This window comes from Pilibacter termitis, from assembly GCF_900167335.1.
GTDB classification, from domain to species: domain Bacteria; phylum Bacillota; class Bacilli; order Lactobacillales; family Streptococcaceae; genus Pilibacter; species Pilibacter termitis.
This window is the reverse complement of record NZ_FUXI01000011.1, coordinates 53,322-74,519: the sequence shown is the minus strand read 5'-3', so window position 1 is coordinate 74,519 and position 21,198 is coordinate 53,322. Positions and strand designations below refer to the sequence as shown.

Here is a 21,198-nt window from a genome sequence, read left to right as displayed (position 1 = left end):
ATCATTCTCTACTCTCTCGGATACTCCTTCTCCTGAAGTCTCCAAACAATATTGCTTATTTCGCTAATCACATCCGTCGCATTTGGCATTTCATCCGTCATGACAACCAAAACATACGGATAGTTTCCCTCGAAAATGCCAATATCGTGGAAATAGCTCCCGTTTGAGCCGATTTTGTGTGCGACTTTTCCTTTTGTTTCGCTCGTTTCAAGTCTTTCGTGGTAAATTGTTTGTTTCATATATTGATAAATTTTTTCGTAACTAGCATTTCGATCTCGCTCGCTTGATAAATTATCCAAAATTTTTGCCAGTTGTAATGCTGAAAAGCTGTTTTCTCCACTCGTCACATTGTTCGGCAAATACCTTTGATAAATATTTTTGACCGTTTCTTTATAGCTCGGTGTAATCTGGCGAATGAGCATATTTTTGGCAATATTATCCGAATAAACAATCGAATCTCTCACAAGCTCTTCAATCGTATATTTTTCACGACCGTCTCCTGCAATCACACCTGTTCCTTCTTCGTAATCCTCTTCCGTTTCCACAATTTCCGTTGCCCAAGAAATTTTTTTCTCCTCAATCAAGTCAGCAATTCGCATAGCAATCGGAATTTTTATCGTACTTGCCGCAAAAAATTGACTTTCACCATTCACCTCTATCACTTGCCCTGTCGCTTTGTCAATGTAGGCAATCGCAAGTTTTTCTTCATGTGCATTTTTTTCTTTTTGAAGTGCCTGCTGAAGTTGCGAAAAATAAGCGGATAACCTCGCTTTTTTCTGCTCCTCTTTGAGAGCCTGCTCTTTTGCTTGCTCATCTTTTAAAAACTGCAAACGTTGAGCCTCTTCCTCACTTTCACGTGAATTATGTAACTTTTCAGAGGCGAACGCATTATTATTTTTCTCAAATGAAAAGACCTTTTCTATATCCTGCTCAAAATTAGCACCCAAAAGCATTGTGAGGTTCATCACTAAAATCAATGAAACGGAATGCTTTAGATTTCTATCTATTTTCAACATGTCACCTCTCTTCTTTTCGTCTACGAAATCCATTATACAAAAAAAACAAACGTCAGTCTTGCATTTTTTACATTTCATTTTTGTAACAATCAGTTTTCAAAACTTTTTTAAATTCATTAAGTTTAACAGGGGATATTGTAGACATTCTATAATCAAAAGCGTAAAATAAGAACAAATAAAACTTTGGGAGATGATTATATGGAACGTTTCTTTAACAAATCAAGTAAATTGGATAATGTCAGCTATGACGTGCGTGGCCCTGTTTTAGATGAGGCACAACGTATGAAAGCTCAAGGAATGAAAATCCTTCAGCTAAACACTGGAAATCCGGGAGCGTTTGATTTCGAGGCACCGCATGAGATTGTGCAAGATTTAATTACCAACGTGCGTGCCTCAGAAGGATATAGCGAATCAAAAGGAATTTTTTCCGCTCGTAAGGCGATTATGCAATATTGTCAGTTAAAAGGATATCCAAATGTTGATGTTAACGATATTTATACAGGAAATGGAGTAAGCGAACTAATCAAAATGTGTATGCAAGGTTTGCTTGAAAATGGCGATGAAGTGCTTGTGCCGATGCCTGATTATCCGCTTTGGACTGCTGAAATTACGCTTGCTGGCGGAAAAGCAGTGCATTACGTTTGCGATGAAGAGGCTGAATGGTTTCCTGATATTGAGGATATTAAGAAAAAAATCACCTCTAACACAAAAGCAATTGTTGTCATCAATCCAAACAATCCTACTGGAGCATTGTATTCTAAAGAATTGCTTGAGGAAATTGTCAAAGTTGCTCGTGAACATCAGCTCATTATTTTTAGTGATGAAATCTACGACCGTTTGGTTATGGACGATTTAGTTCACGTGCCGATTGCCTCTCTTGCTCCTGATTTGTTTGTCGTAACGCTTAACGGACTTTCCAAATCACACCTTGTGGCTGGTTTCCGTATTGGCTGGGCTGTTTTGTCTGGAGATAAGTCTAAGGCAAAAGGATATATCGAGGGCTTGAATATGCTTGCAAGTATGCGATTATGCTCGAACGTATTGGCTCAACAAATTGTACAGACTTCGCTTGGTGGCTATCAATCTGTTACCGAAATGCTAAAACCCGGCGGGCGAATTTTTGAGCAACGCGAGTATATTTACAATGCAATCCAAAGTATTCCAGGACTTTCTGCGGTCAAACCAAAAGCAGCATTTTACATTTTTCCAAAAATGGACGTGAAGAAATTCAATATTTTAGATGATGAACAATTTGTCTATGATTTTCTACACGAGCATAAAGTTTTGCTTGTTCATGGCAGAGGATTCAACTGGAAAGAACCAGACCACTTCCGTATCGTTTACTTACCAAAAATGGAAGATTTAAAAATGACAATGTCCCGTATGCGTGAATTTTTGGAGACGTATAAACAAAAATAATAGAAAAAACCGCATAAATTCTAAGTTTGTGCGGTTTTTGTTTACAAAAAAATTTTTCCTAATATCTGATATTATACTTATTATTTAATTTAACGGAAATATATACCGTCACTCCTATGACTAAAAAATATAGGAACACCCCTACCAAAAATGATACTTTTGTTTTAAACACCAACACAACAGGTAAATAAAAGAGTTGGAAAAAAGTAATGCCAAAAAAAGTATGTTGGGATTTCTTCACTTTCATTTCAACTAAAACAAGCAAAACTTGTAAAATCACACAAACGAACAAAACACTCCAAAAAGAAACTTGGAAAAGAAACGATACTATTAATGGTGCGAGTAAAAGAGAAAAAGAAAGAAATTCGCTAACGGTCAATTTTCCCGCATATTGTCTCTCACCATTGCTTGCACTTCCTCCATACAAGCTCCCTAACATAAGCCAGCCCCACATTTCACTCACTTCCTCACTTTTTTTATACCTTTATTATAAAACTACTCAATCAAAAAGTCATGCGTAATCCCCAAAAAAGCAAGGTCATTTTGACCTTGCCATAATCGGATTAAACGACTTCAATCAAGCCGTTTTTTCCGTCTTTTCTGCGGTAAATAATGCTTGTGTTGCCATTTTCGGCATCTTTAAAGACATAAAAATCATGTCCGAGCATTTCCATTTGAATAATCGCTTCCTCGCTTGTCCATTCGTCTAAATCAAAACGCTTCGTACGCACGATTTCATCTACTGGTTCTTCCTCCGCTACATCTGACTCTACTACTTCTGCAAGGAAAACCTCTCCTGCAGGTTTTGCCTCACGATGTTTACGATTAATTTTTGTTTTGTACTTGCGAATTTGGCGTTCTAATTTGTCCGTTACCAAATCAATGCTTCCATACAAATCAGGCGAGGTTTCTTCTGCACGCAATGTCAGATTTGGAAGTGGAATTGTTACCTCTACTTTCGCAGTTTTTTCAGCGTAAACTTTCAAGTTTACGTGTGCTGTTGCAACCGTTGACTCAGGAAAATATTTTTCCACTTTCGCCACTTTCTTTTCTACATAATCGCGAATGGCGTCGGTTACCTCAATGTTTTCTCCGCGAACTTTATATGTGATTGCCATAACAATTACCCCTTTCAAGTTACAATATAAAGGAAAAAGGACCACTCTTTTTCCTTCTTACCTATATTTTATCAAAACGTTTTCCCATATGCAAAAGATATAGACTATATTTTTCACATCAATTTTTTAAAAATAAAATTACATTCTCATTTTCTATACGATTCAACTGCATTTCTATTGATTTACTTTTAAAACAAAGGAAATAAAAATCCTTGTTTTTTTACAAAAAATCAAACTTCCACCTTTACGCTCTTACCAAGGAAAAACTTTCTACACTTTTCGGATTGGCTGACAAAAGACTTTCATACGCATGAAAAAGCGTTCGTCCTGTCGTGTAGATGTCATCGACTAAAACAATTTCTTGATTTTCAATCACCCTTTTTGCATTCTCTTTCAATAAAAAAGGGTTGTTTGTTGATATTCTTTGCTTACGATTTTTGCTAGATTGCTTTTCTTCGTCTATTTTTTTCTCTAAACATGGAAAATAGTTGACCCCTGCCGCATCGAGTAATCCTTCTACTTGATTGAATCGTCTTTCTTCCATTCTATTGTTGGATAATGGAATCGGAATCAAAATTTTTCCTTTATAAACTTTCAAATTTTGAAGAATTTCTTTTTGAAAAATAAAGCGTAACCGATAATCACCGAAAAATTTATATCGTTCTATATAATTTTGCATTGCCTCATTATAATGAAACAACGCCTTATGTGAAAAATCATACTTAGGGTATATTTTTTTCCATTCCAAACAATCTTGACAATAGTTTTCTTGGCTTTTTTTGGAGCAACCTAAACAAATTTCTCCTTCTATCTTCTCAAATTGCTCCAAACACATTTCACAAACCCAATGTTTTTTCTTTCCAAACAATAACTCTGAAATCATCATTTCTTCGCTTAATTCTTCTTTACAAAGTAAACATTTCATTTGAGAATCTCCTTAATTATATGATTTGTTCATTTACTAACAGTTTTCAAACATCAGGCAGTAATAAATTTCTTTCTTTTGCTAATTTGTTCATTTCGAGAATCTCACGTTTCGCTTCGGTCATTGCTTTAGTTTTTCCGTCGTGTAGAAAATAGAGTTTCCCATTTGGTCGAGTGAGTTTTCTTCCGACACGTCCAGAGATTTGAACCAAAACGCTTTTGTTGTAAACTTTGTGATTACTTCCCAATACTAAAACGGAAATATCTGCAAATGTCACACCACGTTCTAAAATCGTTGTCGTTATCAAACACTCTACACGTCTTTCACGCATTGCTTTTACTCGTTCTAATCGTTGCTCATCTATGGAGGAGGCGGTGGTGAGTGTGAGATGTGGAAATTCTTTCCGCATGCTTTTTTCTATGAATGGCAACAAAGCAATAACAGGGCAGAAAATCAAAAACGGAAAATTATCTTCTATCAATTCTTTGATTTTTTGTTTGAATGCTTTTGGTAGCCGCCCTTTCTCAATTGTTGCTCGCCAATTGCCACACCAAACAAACTCTGGTACAACAAGTGGGTGTTGATGAAATCTTGCGGGTAAAACGCTGTGTTTTGCTATACTTCTTTTTAATTCCTTCGTCGGTGTAGCGGTGAGGTAGAGCAGACTTGACTTTTCTTTGCGTGCATTTTCAAGAGCAAACGCAAGAGATTGATTGTAGGCAAATGGAAATGCGTCTGCCTCATCTACAATGCACACATCAAAATAGCGAAAAAATCGCAAAAGCTGATGAGTCGTGCAAATGACAATTGGGGTAAGACGAAATTCTTCCTCACTTTTTCCGTGAAGTAGGCAGATTTCTACTCCAGAAAAAGCCTCTTGTATTCGAGGATATAACTCGATACAAACGTCCACTCGAGGAATTGCAATACCAACACGTTTGCTAAGAGATAACGCACGAGCAATTCCTGCAAAAATCATTTCTGTCTTGCCAGCACCTGTCACTGCATGAATGAGCAAATTTTCCTCACGCTCTATCGCACAAACAATTTCCTCGCTAAGTGCTTGTTGCCCTTTCGTCAATTCCCCTTTCCATGTGAGAGAATCTACAATCGGTTCGTATGCTGGTGCTGACTGATAAAAAAACGTTTGTGAACTAACAATTCGTCCTAGCTCAATACATTCTGGGCAAAAAAAATCTTCTTTTGGCAATTTCACCTCGTCTTTTTCGCTTTCACCACCACATCTCATACAGCGAACCATTTTCTCGCTAATTTCCATTGTTGAAAAACACTCTATTTCTTCTTCATTTAGAAATGGATTTTCCCAAGCATTGACTCGTCTTCCACGTAATTCCATGTTGAATTTTCTCCTTGTCTAGCTGTGAGGGGCTGAAGTCTGATCACTGTTCGCAACAGCACTTGAAACTGCGTTTCAAGCAAGTAAATGCTGTGGCTCACTGCGACAGACTTCAGAACGCCCCTCGTAGCTTTTCTTTGTCTAGCTGTGAGGGGCTGAAGTCTGGCAACTGTTCACAATGTCGCTTGAAACTTCGTTTCAAGTAAATAAACGACATGGCTCACTGTTGCAGACTTCAGAACGCCCCTCGTAGCTTTTCGTGTCTAGCTGTGAGGGGCTGAAGTCTGGCAACTGTTCACAATGTCGCTTGAAACTTCGTTTTAAGTAAATAAACGACATGGCTCACTGTTGCAGACTTCAAAACGCCCCTCCTAGCTTTTCTTTGTCTAGCTGTGAGGGGCTGGGTTTGGGTCGCTGTTCCCGACAGCACTGGAAACGAAAGTTTCCAGCAAGTAAATGCTGTCGCTCACTGCGACAAAACCCAGAACGCCCCTCGTAGCTTTTCTTTGTCTAGCTATGAAGTGCTGAAGTCTGGTGGCTGTTCACAACGTCGCTCGCAACTAACGTTGCGAGTAAATAAACGACGTGGCTCACTACCACAGACTTCAAAACGCACTTCTTCGCTTTTCTTTGTCTAGCTGTGAGGGGCTGGGTTTGGGTCGCTGTTCCCGACAGCACTGGAAACGAAAGTTTCAAGCAAGTAAATGCTGTGGCTCACTGCGACAGACTTCAGAACGCCCTTTTCGCTTTTCTTTGTCTAGCTACGAAGTGCTGAAGTCTGGTGGCTGTTCACAACGTCGCTCGCAACTAACGTTGCGAGTGAATAAACGACGTGGTTCACTACCACAGACTTCAAAACGCACTTCTTCGCTTTTCTTTGTCTAGCTATGAGGGGCTGAAGTCTGGCAACTGTTCACAATGTCGCTTGAAACTTCGTTTCAAGTAAATAAACGACATAGCTCACTGTTGCAGACTTCAGAACGCCCCTTTTCGCTTTTCTTTTTCCCTCATCTTATAGATACGCAAAAAATGGATTTTTTGGTACACTATTTATAAATAAAAAAGAAAAATTTTAGCGAGGGAATGTTATGGACGAAAATGCTCATTATTTTACTGTTCTGCGTGACGGAGTGGTGGAAATGGAAGTGAAAAAATCGAGGTTTATTACACATATTAAGCGAGTGAAAACAGAGGAAGAGGCGAAGGAATTTATTGCTCAGATAAAAAAAGAGCATTGGAAAGCAACACATAATTGTTCTGCTTTTATCCTTGGAAATCGTGGAGAAATTCAGCGTTCTAATGATGACGGGGAGCCTAGTGGTACTGCTGGTGTACCAATGCTTGAAGTGTTGAAAAAAAATGAATTGATTAATCTTGTAGTGGTAGTTACTCGCTATTTTGGTGGAATTAAACTTGGTGCGGGCGGGTTAATTCGTGCGTATGCGGGAAGTGTTAGCCACACACTCAATGAAATTGGTATCGTCAAAGGAATTTTACAGCAAGAAATCCATGCGGAGATAAGTTATAGTTCACTTGGAAAAGTGCAAAATTTCCTTGAAACACATACTGAATACACTTTAAAAGATACACTTTTCACTGAAAATGTCGAGGTGATTACACTCGTGGATAAAGAAAATGTCGACATTTACCAAGAAGAAATAACGAGTTTGTTAAATGGTCAAGTCACATTTGTTCTAGGGGAAAATGCTTGGAATGAAATCCAAATTCATCAAATTTAATATGGGACCCTCTAAAAACTCACACTTACCCAAAATTGCTAGTTTTCCTGTTTTCTTCGTCAATCTCCTCAAACTTGTCTAGCTACGAGGGGCTGAAGTCTGGCAACTGCTCACAATGTCGCTAGAAACTTACGTTTCTAGTAAATGAACGACAGTGTTCGCTGTTGCAGACTTCAAATCGCCCCGCTCGCTTTTCGATGTCTAGCTACGAAGTACAGGAGTTTGGCAACTGTTCGCAGTGTCGCTCGAAACTAAAGTTTCGATGCTAGTCTTTCAAGAATCTTTGATTCTTAGAAAGACTGTATGCGAAACGAAGTGTAGCGGTAAATAAACGACACGGTTCACTGTTGCAAACTCCTTAACACACTTCTTCGCTTTTCTATGTCTAGCTACGAGGGTCAGGAGTTTGGTCGCTGTTCGCAACAGCACTGGAAACTTCGTTTCCAGTAAATAAATGCTGTGACTCACTACGACAAACTCCTGTTCGCCCCTCTTCGCATTTCTATGCCCCACATAGCTTTCGTCGATTTCCTCGAAAACAAGAAAAACTAGCTAATTTAGTCTTAATCGGAGTTTTTAGACATACCCATATTTTTGAAATTTAACACAAATATGTTTATACTAAGAATGAAAAGCATTTGGCTTTTACTAACCAAAACGGAGGTCATTATGAAGAATTTGTTAGAGATTATCCCTACTGCTGAAATCGTTGCTTGGCGTAGGTATTTGCACGCTCACCCAGAGCTTTCTTTTCACGAAGTGGAAACTGCCAATTATATCGAAAATGTACTAAAGACTTTCCCAAATTTAGAAATTTCACGACCGATTGAAAATGGAATTGTGGCAACTTTAAAAGGAGGAAAGGAAGGCAAGACAATCGCCTTTCGTGCAGATATTGACGCATTGCCGATCCAAGAAGAAAGTGATGTGGAATTTATTTCACAAAATGACGGTGTCATGCACGCTTGTGGACATGATACGCATACGGCTATCCTTTTAGGTGCCGTCAAAGTGCTTTGTACTATGCCTGAAAAAATTAGTGGCACGATTAAATTTATTTTCCAACCTGCCGAAGAAACGCCTCCGGGTGGAGCGATTTTAATGGTGAAATCTGGTATTTTAGACGATGTAGACAAAATTTACGGACTTCATATTTTTCCACGTATTCCTGCTGGAGCGATTGGGTATAGCTATGGAGCAATGACTGCTGCCAGCGACCTTTTGACACTAGAAATTATCGGTCAAGGAGCTCATGCAATGGCACCTGAGTTTGCAATTGACCCGATTACCATTGGAGCAGAAATCATTCAAGCGATTAATAATGTCATGGCTAGGCGTGTTGCACCAACTGAAACGGCTGTCTGCTCGTGGGGGAAATTCCAATCGGGCAGTGAACATAACGTCATTCCCGAGCGTGCAACTCTTTTAGCATCTGTGCGTACAAGAAATCCTGAATTGCGTGAAAGCTTGAAAACAATGATTGAGGAGACAATTGAAGGAATTTGTAAAATGCACCATGCTAAATATGTGTTGAATTATGAGTATGGTTATAGTTCAGTGATGAATGCAAAAGAAGAAATGGATGAAGTGGTGGCAAGTGCAAAAGAAATTTTGGGCAAAAACGCACTTTTCCCAGTTCCGCCAATGCTTGCAGGCGAGGACTTTTCAGCCTATACAGATGTCAAACCGGGTGCATTTTTCGTACTTGGCGGAGGAAGTGTCGAAGACGGATATGAATTTATCAATCATCATCCAAAATTCAAAATTGATGAAAAATCTTTGCCAATTGGCACAGCTATGTTTGTAAAATTGGCTTTGAATGTGTTGAAATAAAAGGAACTTCTAAAAAAGAAAGCAAGAGAACATTTGATTTTCTCTTGCTTTTTTTCAAGATTTTGTATAACGACATTTAGGAAAATTTTCACACCCGTGAAATGTTTGGTTGGTCTTTTTATTGTAACGTACAACAAGCCTGCCATTACAATTCGGGCAACGGTTGAGTGCTTCTTGGATATTTTTGTTATGCTGCACTCTTACTGTTTCATCCGGTCTTTCTTTTGACTTAAAAAATAGGGATAATGTTGAGATTTCTTTTTCTGACAAAATTGGCTCTTGACTTTGAAGAATATTTGTCAAATTTTGTTTTAAAAATTCTCGTTTTAAAACAAACGTACGCTCTTGTGCCGTTTCTATTTCTGTCAAATCACAACGAATAGAGAAAACAATGTAAGAATAATAGTTTATATTAGGATACTTTTCCAATAAATATCCTTGCAACGCACGAATATGCATATTATTTTGCAAAATAGGATTATAGAATGTATAGACTTTCTTCCCTAAAATTTGTCGCCATTGCCTCTCCTCTGTACTTCCAATAATCAAACCGCTATAATTTTTACTTTCAAACACATAAATCCCTGTGGAATGAATCGCTAACAGGTCAATTTCCGTTGTTTTTCCGTTCTCTTTTTCCAAATAAAGATTTCGGAAAATATTTTTCTTGCCAAATAAAGCTATCAACTCACGGTAGAGGTGTTGCTCACCAATATCTCCTGTTTTTTCATATTCTTGGGAGTGAAAAAGATAATCTGCATAGTACCTTAGACTCTCTAGCAACGTCATCTTCTTTCTCCCACGCACAATTTTTCCAGACATCTTGCTACAACTGCTCCTCAATCGCTTCGTTTACACTGTGGTAAAAGAATTTTTCTGTTTTTACATTTTTAAAACCTGCTCGTTCAAACGATTTGCCAAGATTTTCATGAAAAGAGGCGAAAATTGTTGTTTTCCCGCGTGCTTCTCGTTCTTCTAACGTGTCTTTGAAAATTTGTAAAATCGTTGAATCAATACTTGAAACGCCACGAAGTGAGAAAATAATCCCGTCTGTCTGCTCAAATTTGCGTATTACTTGATTAAGTCTTTCTGCCGACATGAAAAAGAGTGGTCCCATTACATAAATAACTTCCCATTCTCCTGAAAGCTCATGATGTCCTTTCCCCATTCTCGATAAATCTACCTTTTGCGTATCAATTTCAACTACTGCATTTCGCACAACAAAAATCAATAGACCACATATAAAACCTAGTATAATTGCAATGCTCAAATCAAAGATAACTGTTGCAAGCATTGTAATAATGAAAAGTGCGATTGCTCCAAAAAACTTTTTCTCAAAAATATAACGAATACTTTCCCACTCATTCATCCGAAAAGCAGTCACCATTAGTACGCCTGCTAACGCACAAAGTGGAATATTGCTCATTACATTTGAAAAAAGGAGCATGGAAAACAGGAGTCCTAACGCATGGAAAATTCCTGTGAGTCTTGTTTGAGCACCACTTTTTATTGCCACACTTGTTCGTGCGATTGCTGCAGTTGCTGGAATCCCACCAAAAAAGGGGAGTATAATATTTCCCACACCTTGAGCAATTAGCTCTTGATTGGCATTGAGCGTTTTTCCTGTCATTCGCCCTGCACTCGCTCCACAAAGCAAGCTCTCAATCATTCCTAAAAGAGCAATCGAAATCGCAGGAGTGAGCAACTCTTTCATTTCTGCAATGCTAACATCTGACGGATTGAGTCGGTTTTCACTCAATAGCGTAGTTGGTATTTTGCCAACAGAAGCCACATCTAAGTGAAAAATCATGTTAACAATCGTACAAATAATGATTGCTAGCAAACTTGCAGGCACACGTTGATTCCATTTTTTTGGGAAAAATACTAAGAATAAAACAACAAAAAAGCCCATTACACTAGCTGTAATATTTGGCGAAAAACCAAGCTCTGTGAAACTCATCAATTTTTCAATACTGTTTTCACCGTGACTTTTCACACCAAAAAAATTGTCAATTTGCCCGAGTGCAATGATAATCGCAATTCCCGAGGTAAATCCTGTAATCACTGGAGCAGGAATAAAGGTCGTGAGTGTCCCCAAGCGACAAATGCCCGCCAGTAAAAGAAAAATTCCCGCCATGAGCGTAGCGATAAAAATACCATTTAACCCAAATTTTGCCAGCAAGCCAATGAGAATCGCCGCCATTGCACCTGTCGGTCCACTAATTTGGAAAAATGCACCACTCAATGCCGAAATGACCACGCCTGCAATCACCGCTGTAATCAATCCACTTGAGGCATCTACTCCGCTACTCACCCCGAAAGCAATCGCAAGAGGCAACGCAACGGCACACGTTGTAAGTCCTGCTAAAATATCTTTGACCAACTTCTCCTTGTTATAAGACAAAAACTCCGTCTTTAACATTCTCTGATAATTTTGAAACATTTTTACCTCCTCATTTTTCTTGTTTTTATCATCATAACACGAAAAGAGAGAAAGTTTAAGGTTTTTTTGCTAATTTCACTTGTGTTTTCGAAAAAAATCAATAGCCAATCTAAACAAAGCGTTTGACTTTCATTTGTTTAGATTGACTGTATTTTTTTCTTTTAGACATCACTAAAAACTGACTTCCGTCCAAAATATCTCCCGACTTTTTTCTGATACTTCACATATTCTTCTCCAAAAATTTCCACCAAATATCGTTCTTCCTGTAAAATTTGAAGATGAAGCATTACAATTGGAAATATGGTGAAAAATAACAATATTAAATTAAAAAAAGAAAACAAAATTCCGATATAAACTAGATCAAATCCTAAAAACGCAGGATTTCGGCTCATTGTATAAACACCTGTTTGAACTAATTCTCGCTTGTCATTCCTTGCTAACCCTGCTCGCCAATTATCTCTCATTTGCCAAACGGAAATAGCAAATAAACATACTCCAAAAATACTAAATATAACACCGATAAATCGGAAAAATAACGGAATTTCTCTATAAATATTGAAAACAATAGAAACCACCTCAACAATTACAACGAGAAATGTAGCAATTTTCATCAAAAATTCAATGAAAAATTCTTTATTATGCACAGTATTTTTAGCAATTTGATTACTCTTGATTCCTTTTTTCCTTAACAAATATTGTTTGGAAAAATAAATAAAATAAAACACAACCACACACATTAAAGAGAACACTTGTAAAATATTCAATCGAACAACCTCTTTTGCAGATGCCCGTACTTGTGTCCAACAATCTCAACTTCCGCCACTTCTACAAACCCTAAATTTTCGTAAAGCTCTCTAGCTCTTTGATTGTTTTGCTCAACATTTAAGCCGACATTTACTGCTCCCTTTTCTTTCGCCTTTTCAAGAGCTGCCAACAATAATTTCGTGCCAAGCCCTTTGCCTCGTGCTTTTGAAAATAATGCGATAGAATCCAAATACCATTCGTCAGGCAATACTTCCGTTTGGAAAAAAAGTTGCTCCTGCAAATTGTATTGACCCGATAATTGTTGCTCAAATGCAGAATCGTTCACTTTTTCACTTTGTGGATTGTAGCAATAAACCACACCGACTACTTCGCCGTCTAGTTCTGCTACAAGTGCATTCGTATAAGAATAGCGATATTCTTCTTCTTGAAAAGTCTGCAACAACAAGTTTTTTAGTTTTTCTTTGCCAATTTTTGCTAAAAGCGGCAACTCCATATCTTGAAAAATAATTAACATAAGCTCTGCAAGTTTCGCAACATCAGCCTTTTTCGCTTGTCGTATCATAATGACTCTCCAATAATTCTAACTTCCACCTCAAGCGTTACGTCAAATTTTTCTTTCACCACTTTGATAATGTAAGCAATCAATTCTTCATAGTCACGAGCCGTTGCGTTGTCAATATTGACAATAAAACCTGCGTGTTTCTCGCTAATCTGAGCACCACCATATTTAAATCCTTGCAAGTTCGCATCTTGTATCAATTTTCCTGTAAAATAGCCTTCAGGTCGCTTGAAAACAGAGCCACAGCTAGGAAATTCGAGGGGTTGTTTTTCCTGTCTCAAACGTGTCAGTTCATCCATACGTGCCTGAATGTTGTCAATTTCTCCTTTTTCCAAATGAAAACTAGCTGAAAGTATAACAACTTTTTGCTCCTGAGCTTTAGAATGGCGATAAGAAAAGTTCATCTCCTCAAGTTGCCATGTTTCGATTGTCCCGTTTTCAAGCAAAACTTCACAACTTGTAAAGATATTCTGAATTTCTCCGTCATATGCTCCCGCATTCATGTAAACAGCTCCACCAATAGACCCCGGAATCCCGCAGGCAAACTCAAATCCTGTCAAGTGATGTTTGCACGCCTCTTTTGTCACGTCAATTAGCTCCGCTCCCGCTTGTGCGGTGATGCACTTATCGGAAACAATAATTTCAGTCATATCCGTTAACATTAAGACAAAGCCACGAATCCCTCCGTCACGCACAATTAAATTACTCGCATTGCCTAACACAAGATATGGAATTTTGTTTTTTTGTGCATAATCGACAATGAGACGCACTTCTTCTATTGTTTTTGGAAAAATCAAAGCATCAGCATTTCCGCCGACTTTTGTAAAAGTAAAATTTTTCAACGGTTCAGCAAATAGAATCTTTATTCCATGTAATTCTTCTTGAATTTTATTTTGATTTAGCATTTTTTCCATTCCTTTTTTCTAGCTATGAGGGGCAGGAGTCTGGTTGTTGTTCGCAACTGCACTAGAAACTATGTTTCCAGCAAGTAAATACTGTGGCTTACTGCGACAAACTGTTAACCGCCTCTCTTCGCTTTTCGTGGTTTTCATAAATTTTATTTTACACTTTTTTTAGTGATTTTGGAAGTGTAGGTGTATCATCCGCTCAATTAACTCATGCGAGTAGATTGTTTTTTCCTGTCGCAAATTTTCTCCATGTAGAAACGCTCGAATCATTGGAGCGAATCCTCTTTTCTCAAGTGTCGGTGTCCAATCGTCAAATTCTTCAATTGTTCTTTTTCCAGCTTGATTTTTGGAAAATTGTTGTAAATTTTCTATTTGAAAACTGCCGTTTACACTTTCGACAGCGAAAGTCTCTGTATTGGCACCTGCACGCATATTCATGCGAACGTGTACTAGCGTGTTTTGCGTTTCAATCTGCAAAAATGCTTGACTCATTTGCCCGTTTTCCTCATTTATTCGTGAAGAAACAGTTTTAATTTCCTCATCTAAAAGATAAAGTGCAGTATCGAGCGGATGGATAAATAAATCATACAAGCCATATTTCAGCTCAAGTGTTTGATTTACACGATTTTTTGTAATTGCAATATAGCTTTTTTCCTTGATTTCTTTTAATTTCTCGCACATTGGAGCAAATCTTCGGTTAAAGCCAGCCATAAAACGAACTTGTTTTTCATTTGCCAAATTTTTCAAATGTATCACTTCTGCATATTCCTCACTAATCGGCTTATCCACGAAAACATCAATTCCTAATGATAAAAATTTCTCACAAAGTTCAAAATGGCTACTCGTTGCTGAATGAATCATAACCATTTCGATTTTTTCCGAAAATAACGGTTCAATTCCTTCAACTGCCTTGTAAAAATTATACTGTTCACGTAGTTTTTCCGCCTTTTCAAACATGCGTGAGCTAATAATAAACTCAAATTCATTTTGCATTTGAGCATAAACTGGCAAGTACGCCTTTTGAGCAATACCTCCAGCACCTATGATTGCGACTTTTTTCTTCATTTTTCCCATTCCTTCTTTCGTTGTAGTTCTTATTTTACCATTACCAAGACCAATTTATCGCAAAACTTATCTTTTTTCGCTATGATAAGAGTAGAAAAATGAAACGAGGGATTTGCAAATGAAATGTATTTCATGGAACGTCAACGGCTTGCGTGCTGTTCAGAAAAAAAGATTTGAAGATATTTTTAAAGAATTAGATGCAGATATTTTTGCCGTACAAGAAACAAAACTACAAGAAGGACAAATTGATCTTAATTTTCCAGAATATGCGGAATACTGGAATTACGCGGAGAAAAAGGGATATTCCGGTGTGGCGATTTGGAGCAAAAAAGAGGCAAATACGGTTACTTACGGTATTGGAATTGAAGAACATGACCATGAAGGACGAGTGATTACACTTGAATTTGACAAGTTTTATTTCGTTAATTGCTACACACCAAATACTAAGCGTGACCTCTCTCGTCTTGATTATCGTGAAAATTGGGAAGATGATTTCCGCCAATATTTAGTAGAATTAAACAAGAAAAAACCAGTTATTCTCTGCGGAGATTTGAATGTCGCTCATGAAAATATTGATTTGAAAAATTGGAAAACTAATCAAAAAAACGCTGGGTTTACACCAGAGGAACGTGCAAAGTTTTCTATACTTTTAGCTGCTGGTTTTACGGATACTTTCCGCTATAAATATCCTTCTCTTGAGGGGGCATATTCTTGGTGGAGCTATCAATTCAATGCACGGGCAAACAATGCAGGGTGGCGAATCGACTATTTTATCACAAGCAATTCATTAGATAACAAAATACTCGATGCCAAAATTTACCCTGAAATCTTTGGTAGCGACCACTGTCCTGTGGGGTTAGAGATTGATTTATAAAACAACATAACAAAAGCGACTTTTATTCCAAAGCCGCTTTTGTTGTACTATATCATGCAATAATGCGTGTGCAAATATATTTTAGACATCAAATCCAATATCGGCTCATTTGTATGCCTTTCAGGAGGGTACAAAGCAGATTTTCCATACTTTTCCTTGTACATCCCATTTAATTCAATTATCAACTCTTCTAATTTCTTTACCCTTGCTTTATAGTCAACCCCACTGTTGACTTGTTCGTACTTCTCCTCAATCAATTGAAAATCAGCTCTTACTTCTTCTAATGTACGCATAAACACATTCCTCCCTATATTTTGATAGAATCATTATAATACTACACTATTCTATTTTTTCTTAAATTTTTCTTAACATTCCCTCTCATTTCCTTGAGCAAATTATTTTACAGATGAAAAAGAAAAAGTTATGATTACTTCATCAACTTACAAAAAGTAAGTAATGTTATAAAAAAGCGAGGTATTTATTATGTCAGTAAATGTTGAAATCAATAAAAATTATCAACTTGGAGGACTTCATCACGTAACGGCGATTACATCAAATGCCCAAAATATTTATGAATTTTTCACCAATATTCTTGGACTTCGTTTGGCAAAGAAAACCGTCAATCAAGATGATTATCAAACATTCCACCTTTATTTTACAGATGAATATGGTGCTGCTGGGACAGATATGACATTTTTTGATTTCCCAAATATTCCAAAAGGAACAAAAGGGACGAACAACATTGACCGTGTGTCATTCCGAGTACCAACAGATAAATCTGTTGATTATTGGTTAGAACGCTTTAACACATTTGGTGTTGCACATGGCGAAGTTTATGATTTCTTTGGCAAAAAAGCCTTTGATTTTGAAGATTTTGACGAACAGCACTACCGCATTTTGTCTGATGAAAACAATACTGGTATGCCAAGCGGAACTCCTTGGAGCAAGTCAAATGTTGACAAACAACACGCAATTACAGGACTTGGAACGGTAACAGTTATTGTCAGCAATCTTGAACATATGGAACTTGTAATGCAAGACGTTCTTGGTTTCCACAAAACAGGCGAAAAAGAAAATCTTACGCTTTACGAAATAGGTGAAGGTGGAAATGGTGCCTCTATTTTAATCCAGCACGAACCAGAAATGACTCCTGCTATGCAAGGCTATGGAAATATTCATCATTTAGCCCTTCGTATTAAAGACCAAGACGGTTTACGTTATTGGATTGAACGCTTGAGTGCTTTGCGTTTCCCTAATTCTGGATTTGTTGACCGTTTCTACTTTGCAAGCGAATATGCAAGAGTTGCTCCGCAAATTTTATTTGAAATCGCAACAGACGGTCCCGGATTTTGGGAAGATGAGGCAGAAAACATTGCAGGCGAAGAACTTTCACTCCCTCCACACTTATTCCCGGGAGATGAAGCAGTAAAAGCCGCAACAGCAGCCAAACTCCGTCCACTAAACACAAGCGACGCCAACAAAATGCGTGTATAAGAAAAGCGAAGAGGGGCGGTCTGAAGTTTGTCGCAGTGAGCCGTGACATTTACTTGCTTGAAACGAAGTTTCAAGTGGCACTGCGAACAGCGACCAAACTTCAGCCCCTCGTAGCTAGACACAGAAAAGCGAAGAGGGGCGGTCTGAAGTCTGCAACAGTGAACCATGTCGTTTATTCACTTGCAACGAAGTTGCAAGCGACATCGTGAACAGTTGCCAGACTTCAGCCACTCGTAGCTAGACAAAGAAAAGCGAAGAGGGGCGGTCTGGAGTTGGTGACAGCGAACTATGTCGTTTATTTACTCGCAACGTAAGTTGCGAGCGACATTGAGAGCAGTCGCCCAACTCCGCCACTCGTAGCTAGACACAGAAAAGCGAAGAGGGGCGAACTGAAGTCTGCAACAGTGAACCATGTCGTTTATTCACTTGCAACGTAAGTTGCAAGCGACATTGTGAACAGTTGCCAGACTTCTGCCACTCGTAGCTAGACACAGAAAAGCGAAGAGGGACGGTCTGAAGTTTGTCGCAGTGAGCCGTGACATTTACTTGCTACTACACTTCGTTTCGCATACAGTCTTTCTAAGAATCAAAGATTCCTGAAAGACTAGCATTAAAACAAAGTTTCAAGTGGCACTGCGAACTGCGACCAAACTCCTACACCTCAATATTAGAAAAAAAGGAGAAACCAATGAAACATTACGCTGCAAATAAAATACCTAGTATTCTTGGATATAAATTTCTAAGTGGTGCCGTTATCCCACGTCCGATTGCGTGGGTGGTGACGAAAAACAAAGAGAATGGTATCACAAACGCTGCACCATTTTCTTTTTTCAACGTGGTAGCACCAAATCTTGTGTCAATTTCTATTCTAGGTGGTCCTTATGGTAGAAAGGATACCGCACGCAATCTTCTTGAAAATGGTGAGGCAGTGATTCATCTTGTCAATCACAAAAACGTCGAAGAAATGAACCAAACTTCTGCCTCGCTTTCGCCACTGGAAAGCGAGATTACACAAAACTCTCTTGAAACAATCCAGAGCGAAACTGTCACACCTCCTAGTTTGAAAAATGCCGACATTCGCATGGAAGTCAAGCTACATCAGCATATTCCAGTCGAAAAAGACGGAACGCTTGTGAGCGAATTGTTTCTTTTAGAAGTGGTTGAATATTATTTTAACGAAGAAATTTTTGATGAAGAACACGCATATATTATTCCTGAAAAATTTCGTCCTTTAGGAAGATTGGCAGGAAGTGATTACGTTGAATTTGGAGAAGTGTTTGCTTTGGAGAGACCGAGGTAGTTTTGTAAATTGAAAATTTGGCAAAAAAACATCGCCAACACACGATGTTTTTTTATTTGAATAAACAAACACCACCCCTCACCCCTCACCCTCCAAAGCTAACAATACCTCTTTCGTCAACAATAGCGGGATTTGCCCTTGTGCAGAACTTGTCGTTATGCTAGCGAATGTGGCGATAGAGTGTGTTAAATAAGTCGCAAGACGTGTGATTTTTCCGAAATCGCCCATGGAAATAGAGATAATTGGCTTTGCTGTCGGTCTTTTGTGATAATTTTGGCTTGCTGAAATCATTCGCAAGACATCTTCTTCTGCTTGCGGGAATACGGCTATTTTGGCTATATCACTACCCAAATTTTCCATTTTCACAAAAGAGGCGAGAATTTCTTCTTCGCTTGGTGTTTGCTCAAAGTCATGCAAACTTAGAATGGTTTGAGTGCCATTATCTTTTGCCAAATCGAGCAATTCTTTCAATAAATCTTCTTGAAATGTTAGCTCAATATCAACGATTGGAAAGACTTCTATTGCTTTTTTTAGTACGGTAAATAACTCATTTGTAGGTAAAGTGCCATTTCCACCTTGCGATAGCGTACGATAGGTGAAAATAATCGGCTTTTTGGAGACAACCGTTGCCCATTCAAGAGAAGTTACTTCTTGGTAAAAATCTGCACGAAATTCAATCCAATCTGCTTGACTTTCTGTTGCTTGTTTTAGTAATGCGACTAATTCCGTTTTATTTTTTGGCATAATTGGTACGATTATTTTTGTTTTCATTTGCTCACCTCAAGAAAAAATACTATGGGTACCGTTTGGTACCCATATAAGTATATCACTCTATATTCAATTTATCATACCAAAAATGAATTTGTTTTTCTACTTGCTCGAAACCTGTACCACCAAAGGACGTTCTGCGAGCTACTGCTGATTTCGCTGATAAAATGCTGTAAATGTCCTCTTTTATTTCTGGTACGATTGTTTGATAGTCACAAAGCGGTATGTCTTGTAAGAATTTTCCTGTTTGAATACATTCAAGCACTAATTTCCCGACAATTTCGTGAGCTTTTCTAAATGGAATCCCGATAGACGCCAAATAATCTGCTAACTCTGTCGCATTTGAAAAATCTTGCTCTACACTAGCACTCATTTTTTCTTCGTTTATTGTCATCGTTTCAATCATGCCTGTAACGATTTTAATACAAGTCAAAACTGTTTCAGCAGAGTCAATCATGCCTTCTTTGTCCTCTTGTAAATCTTTGTTGTACGCAAGAGGAAGAGATTTCATAGTCGTCAACAAGCCAAACAAATTGCCATATATTCGCCCTGTTTTTCCACGCACTAACTCTGCCATATCAGGATTTTTTTTCTGTGGCATAATCGAGCTACCTGTGGAATAAGTGTCTGATAGCGTGATAAATTGATATTCATGTGAACACCAAAGAATCAATTCTTCACAAAGTCTACTCATATGCAGGCTTAATATTGCTGCATTGCTCAATAACTCCAAAATGAAATCACGATCGCTTACCGCATCAAGTGAGTTAGCATAGACGTTTTTGAACCCTAATTTTTCAGCTGTAAAAAAGCGATCAATCGGAAATGTCGTCCCTGCCAGTGCCGCAGCACCTAATGGCGAAATATCTGCGTGATGTTGCGACCAAGTAAAACGCTCCTTGTCTCGCTCAAACATATGCACATATGCTAGTAAATGATGAGCCAAACTAATCGGCTGAGCGTGCTGTAAATGCGTCATTCCTGGAAGAAGTGTTTCGATATGAGAAGAGGCGACCTTAACAAAAGTCTGTTGCATTTTCTCGATTTCTTGAATAATGCTTGTATTTACCTCTTTTACCCAAAGGTGCATATCTGTTGCCACTTGGTCATTACGGCTACGAGCGGTATGAAGTTTTCCTGCAACCGCACCTATTTCCTCATGAAGAAGAGCTTCAATATTCAAATGAATATCTTCGTTTTGAATGGTGTATTCTAGTTCTCCTTTTTTTGCCTTATCTAGCAATTTTTCTAGTCCCTGACGAATTTGCTCAGCCTCGTCATTTGTCAACATCCCCACAACTTCTTGCATAGCAACGTGTGCTAAACTTCCTTGAATGTCCTGTAAAACAAGTGCTTGATCCACCTCAATGGAAGCACCAAAAGCGTCAATCCATTCCTCATTTTTTCCATTGAAGCGTCCGCCCCACAATTTTTTACTCATAAATCTTTTCTCCGATTTTCTTTGTCTAGCTGTGAGGGGCAGGAGTTGGGCGACTGCTCTCAATGTCGCTCGCAACTTGCGTTGCGAGTAAATAAACGACATGGTTCGCTGTCGCCAACTCCTGAACGCCCCTCGTAGCTTTTCTTTGTCTAGCTGTGAGGGGCTGAAGTCTGG

25 protein-coding genes are annotated in these 21,198 nt (G+C 38.3%); 7 read left to right on the top strand and 18 right to left on the bottom strand.

Annotation, left to right across the window (positions count from 1 at the left end):
* Positions 1–8: 8 nt before the first annotated feature.
* Complete coding sequence (locus B5D30_RS05995) at positions 9–1,016, bottom strand: serine hydrolase (protein WP_159443235.1); 1,008 nt, start codon at positions 1,014–1,016, stop codon at positions 9–11.
* Between the two features lie 198 nt (positions 1,017–1,214).
* Between B5D30_RS05995 and B5D30_RS05990 the strand changes: the two genes are divergently transcribed.
* A complete protein-coding gene (locus B5D30_RS05990) occupies positions 1,215–2,435 on the top strand; it encodes a pyridoxal phosphate-dependent aminotransferase (RefSeq protein ID WP_078807143.1) in 1,221 nt (406 codons plus the stop codon).
* A gap of 58 nt (positions 2,436–2,493) precedes the next feature.
* On the opposite strand, the gene B5D30_RS05985 is transcribed toward B5D30_RS05990, so the two are convergent.
* The 7 genes from B5D30_RS05985 to B5D30_RS13590 form a co-directional block, all read right to left on the bottom strand.
* A complete protein-coding gene (locus tag B5D30_RS05985; protein ID WP_144399500.1) occupies positions 2,494–2,898 on the bottom strand; it encodes a hypothetical protein in 405 nt (134 codons plus the stop codon).
* A 100-nt stretch (positions 2,899–2,998) separates the two neighbouring features.
* Positions 2,999–3,553, bottom strand: coding sequence for a ribosome hibernation-promoting factor, HPF/YfiA family (gene hpf / locus B5D30_RS05980; protein ID WP_078807141.1), 555 nt, complete (start codon positions 3,551–3,553; stop codon positions 2,999–3,001).
* A 244-nt stretch (positions 3,554–3,797) separates the two neighbouring features.
* Positions 3,798–4,478: a ComF family protein gene (locus B5D30_RS05975; protein ID WP_078807140.1), complete on the bottom strand. Its 681-nt coding sequence runs from the start codon at positions 4,476–4,478 to the stop codon at positions 3,798–3,800.
* 46 nt (positions 4,479–4,524) lie between these two features.
* Entirely contained in the window at positions 4,525–5,835 is a 1,311-nt protein-coding gene (locus B5D30_RS05970) for an ATP-dependent helicase ComFA (RefSeq protein ID WP_078807139.1), read from the bottom strand.
* Positions 5,787–5,936: a hypothetical protein gene (locus B5D30_RS13595; protein ID WP_159443234.1), complete on the bottom strand. Its 150-nt coding sequence runs from the start codon at positions 5,934–5,936 to the stop codon at positions 5,787–5,789. The genes B5D30_RS05970 and B5D30_RS13595 overlap by 49 nt, the downstream gene beginning before the upstream one ends.
* A gap of 194 nt (positions 5,937–6,130) precedes the next feature.
* Entirely contained in the window at positions 6,131–6,265 is a 135-nt protein-coding gene (locus B5D30_RS14285; RefSeq protein WP_268802100.1) for a hypothetical protein, read from the bottom strand.
* Positions 6,266–6,345: 80 nt separating this feature from the next.
* Entirely contained in the window at positions 6,346–6,513 is a 168-nt protein-coding gene (locus tag B5D30_RS13590; protein ID WP_159443233.1) for a hypothetical protein, read from the bottom strand.
* 410 nt (positions 6,514–6,923) lie between these two features.
* On the opposite strand from B5D30_RS13590, the gene B5D30_RS05965 reads away from it, so the two are divergent.
* A complete protein-coding gene (locus tag B5D30_RS05965; protein WP_078807138.1) occupies positions 6,924–7,574 on the top strand; it encodes a YigZ family protein in 651 nt (216 codons plus the stop codon).
* 273 nt (positions 7,575–7,847) lie between these two features.
* Here B5D30_RS05965 and B5D30_RS13170 read toward each other — a convergent pair whose 3' ends face one another.
* A complete protein-coding gene (locus tag B5D30_RS13170) occupies positions 7,848–8,087 on the bottom strand; it encodes a hypothetical protein (protein WP_144399499.1) in 240 nt (79 codons plus the stop codon).
* Positions 8,088–8,243: 156 nt separating this feature from the next.
* Between B5D30_RS13170 and B5D30_RS05960 the strand changes: the two genes are divergently transcribed.
* A complete protein-coding gene (locus tag B5D30_RS05960) occupies positions 8,244–9,407 on the top strand; it encodes a M20 metallopeptidase family protein (RefSeq protein ID WP_078807137.1) in 1,164 nt (387 codons plus the stop codon).
* 54 nt (positions 9,408–9,461) lie between these two features.
* On the opposite strand, the gene B5D30_RS05955 is transcribed toward B5D30_RS05960, so the two are convergent.
* The 6 genes from B5D30_RS05955 to B5D30_RS05930 form a co-directional block, all read right to left on the bottom strand.
* The gene (locus B5D30_RS05955; RefSeq protein ID WP_078807136.1) at positions 9,462–10,229 is read right to left on the bottom strand and encodes an NERD domain-containing protein; all 768 of its coding nucleotides are present in this window, start codon (positions 10,227–10,229) and stop codon (positions 9,462–9,464) included.
* Positions 10,230–10,233: 4 nt separating this feature from the next.
* Positions 10,234–11,850, bottom strand: a complete 1,617-nt coding sequence (locus tag B5D30_RS05950) for a SulP family inorganic anion transporter (protein ID WP_078807135.1) — start codon at positions 11,848–11,850, stop codon at positions 10,234–10,236.
* A gap of 161 nt (positions 11,851–12,011) precedes the next feature.
* Positions 12,012–12,614 (bottom strand): methyltransferase family protein, encoded by a 603-nt coding sequence (locus B5D30_RS05945; protein WP_078807134.1) that lies wholly within the window; start codon positions 12,612–12,614, stop codon positions 12,012–12,014.
* Complete coding sequence (locus B5D30_RS05940; protein WP_078807133.1) at positions 12,611–13,177, bottom strand: GNAT family N-acetyltransferase; 567 nt, start codon at positions 13,175–13,177, stop codon at positions 12,611–12,613. The genes B5D30_RS05945 and B5D30_RS05940 overlap by 4 nt, the downstream gene beginning before the upstream one ends.
* The gene (murB, locus tag B5D30_RS05935; RefSeq protein WP_234984627.1) at positions 13,174–14,088 is read right to left on the bottom strand and encodes a UDP-N-acetylmuramate dehydrogenase; all 915 of its coding nucleotides are present in this window, start codon (positions 14,086–14,088) and stop codon (positions 13,174–13,176) included. Before murB ends, B5D30_RS05940 begins: the two co-directional genes overlap by 4 nt.
* A 159-nt stretch (positions 14,089–14,247) precedes the next feature.
* Positions 14,248–15,147, bottom strand: coding sequence for a Gfo/Idh/MocA family protein (locus tag B5D30_RS05930; protein WP_159443232.1), 900 nt, complete (start codon positions 15,145–15,147; stop codon positions 14,248–14,250).
* Between the two features lie 118 nt (positions 15,148–15,265).
* Between B5D30_RS05930 and B5D30_RS05925 the strand changes: the two genes are divergently transcribed.
* Positions 15,266–16,021 carry an exodeoxyribonuclease III gene (locus B5D30_RS05925; RefSeq protein ID WP_078807130.1) on the top strand — a complete coding sequence of 252 codons (756 nt, stop codon included), beginning with the start codon at positions 15,266–15,268 and terminating at the stop codon, positions 16,019–16,021.
* A gap of 47 nt (positions 16,022–16,068) precedes the next feature.
* Here the strand turns inward: B5D30_RS05925 and B5D30_RS05920 are convergent, their stop codons facing one another.
* Positions 16,069–16,314 carry a hypothetical protein gene (locus tag B5D30_RS05920; protein WP_078807129.1) on the bottom strand — a complete coding sequence of 82 codons (246 nt, stop codon included), beginning with the start codon at positions 16,312–16,314 and terminating at the stop codon, positions 16,069–16,071.
* Positions 16,315–16,504: 190 nt separating this feature from the next.
* On the opposite strand from B5D30_RS05920, the gene B5D30_RS05915 reads away from it, so the two are divergent.
* The 3 genes from B5D30_RS05915 to B5D30_RS05910 all read left to right on the top strand — a co-directional run bounded on the left by B5D30_RS05915 (position 16,505) and on the right by B5D30_RS05910 (position 18,815).
* On the top strand, positions 16,505–17,515 hold the full coding sequence (locus B5D30_RS05915) for a ring-cleaving dioxygenase (RefSeq protein WP_078807128.1): 1,011 nt from the start codon (positions 16,505–16,507) through the stop codon (positions 17,513–17,515).
* Positions 17,516–17,550: 35 nt separating this feature from the next.
* On the top strand, positions 17,551–17,724 hold the full coding sequence (locus B5D30_RS13585) for a hypothetical protein (protein WP_159443231.1): 174 nt from the start codon (positions 17,551–17,553) through the stop codon (positions 17,722–17,724).
* A gap of 479 nt (positions 17,725–18,203) precedes the next feature.
* The gene (locus B5D30_RS05910; protein ID WP_078807127.1) at positions 18,204–18,815 is read left to right on the top strand and encodes a flavin reductase family protein; all 612 of its coding nucleotides are present in this window, start codon (positions 18,204–18,206) and stop codon (positions 18,813–18,815) included.
* 78 nt (positions 18,816–18,893) lie between these two features.
* Here B5D30_RS05910 and aroD read toward each other — a convergent pair whose 3' ends face one another.
* Together aroD and argH are read right to left on the bottom strand one after the other, a co-directional pair.
* Positions 18,894–19,586, bottom strand: coding sequence for a type I 3-dehydroquinate dehydratase (aroD, locus tag B5D30_RS05905; RefSeq protein WP_078807126.1), 693 nt, complete (start codon positions 19,584–19,586; stop codon positions 18,894–18,896).
* 55 nt (positions 19,587–19,641) lie between these two features.
* Positions 19,642–21,024 (bottom strand): argininosuccinate lyase, encoded by a 1,383-nt coding sequence (argH, locus tag B5D30_RS05900; RefSeq protein WP_078807125.1) that lies wholly within the window; start codon positions 21,022–21,024, stop codon positions 19,642–19,644.
* Positions 21,025–21,198 lie beyond the last annotated feature (174 nt).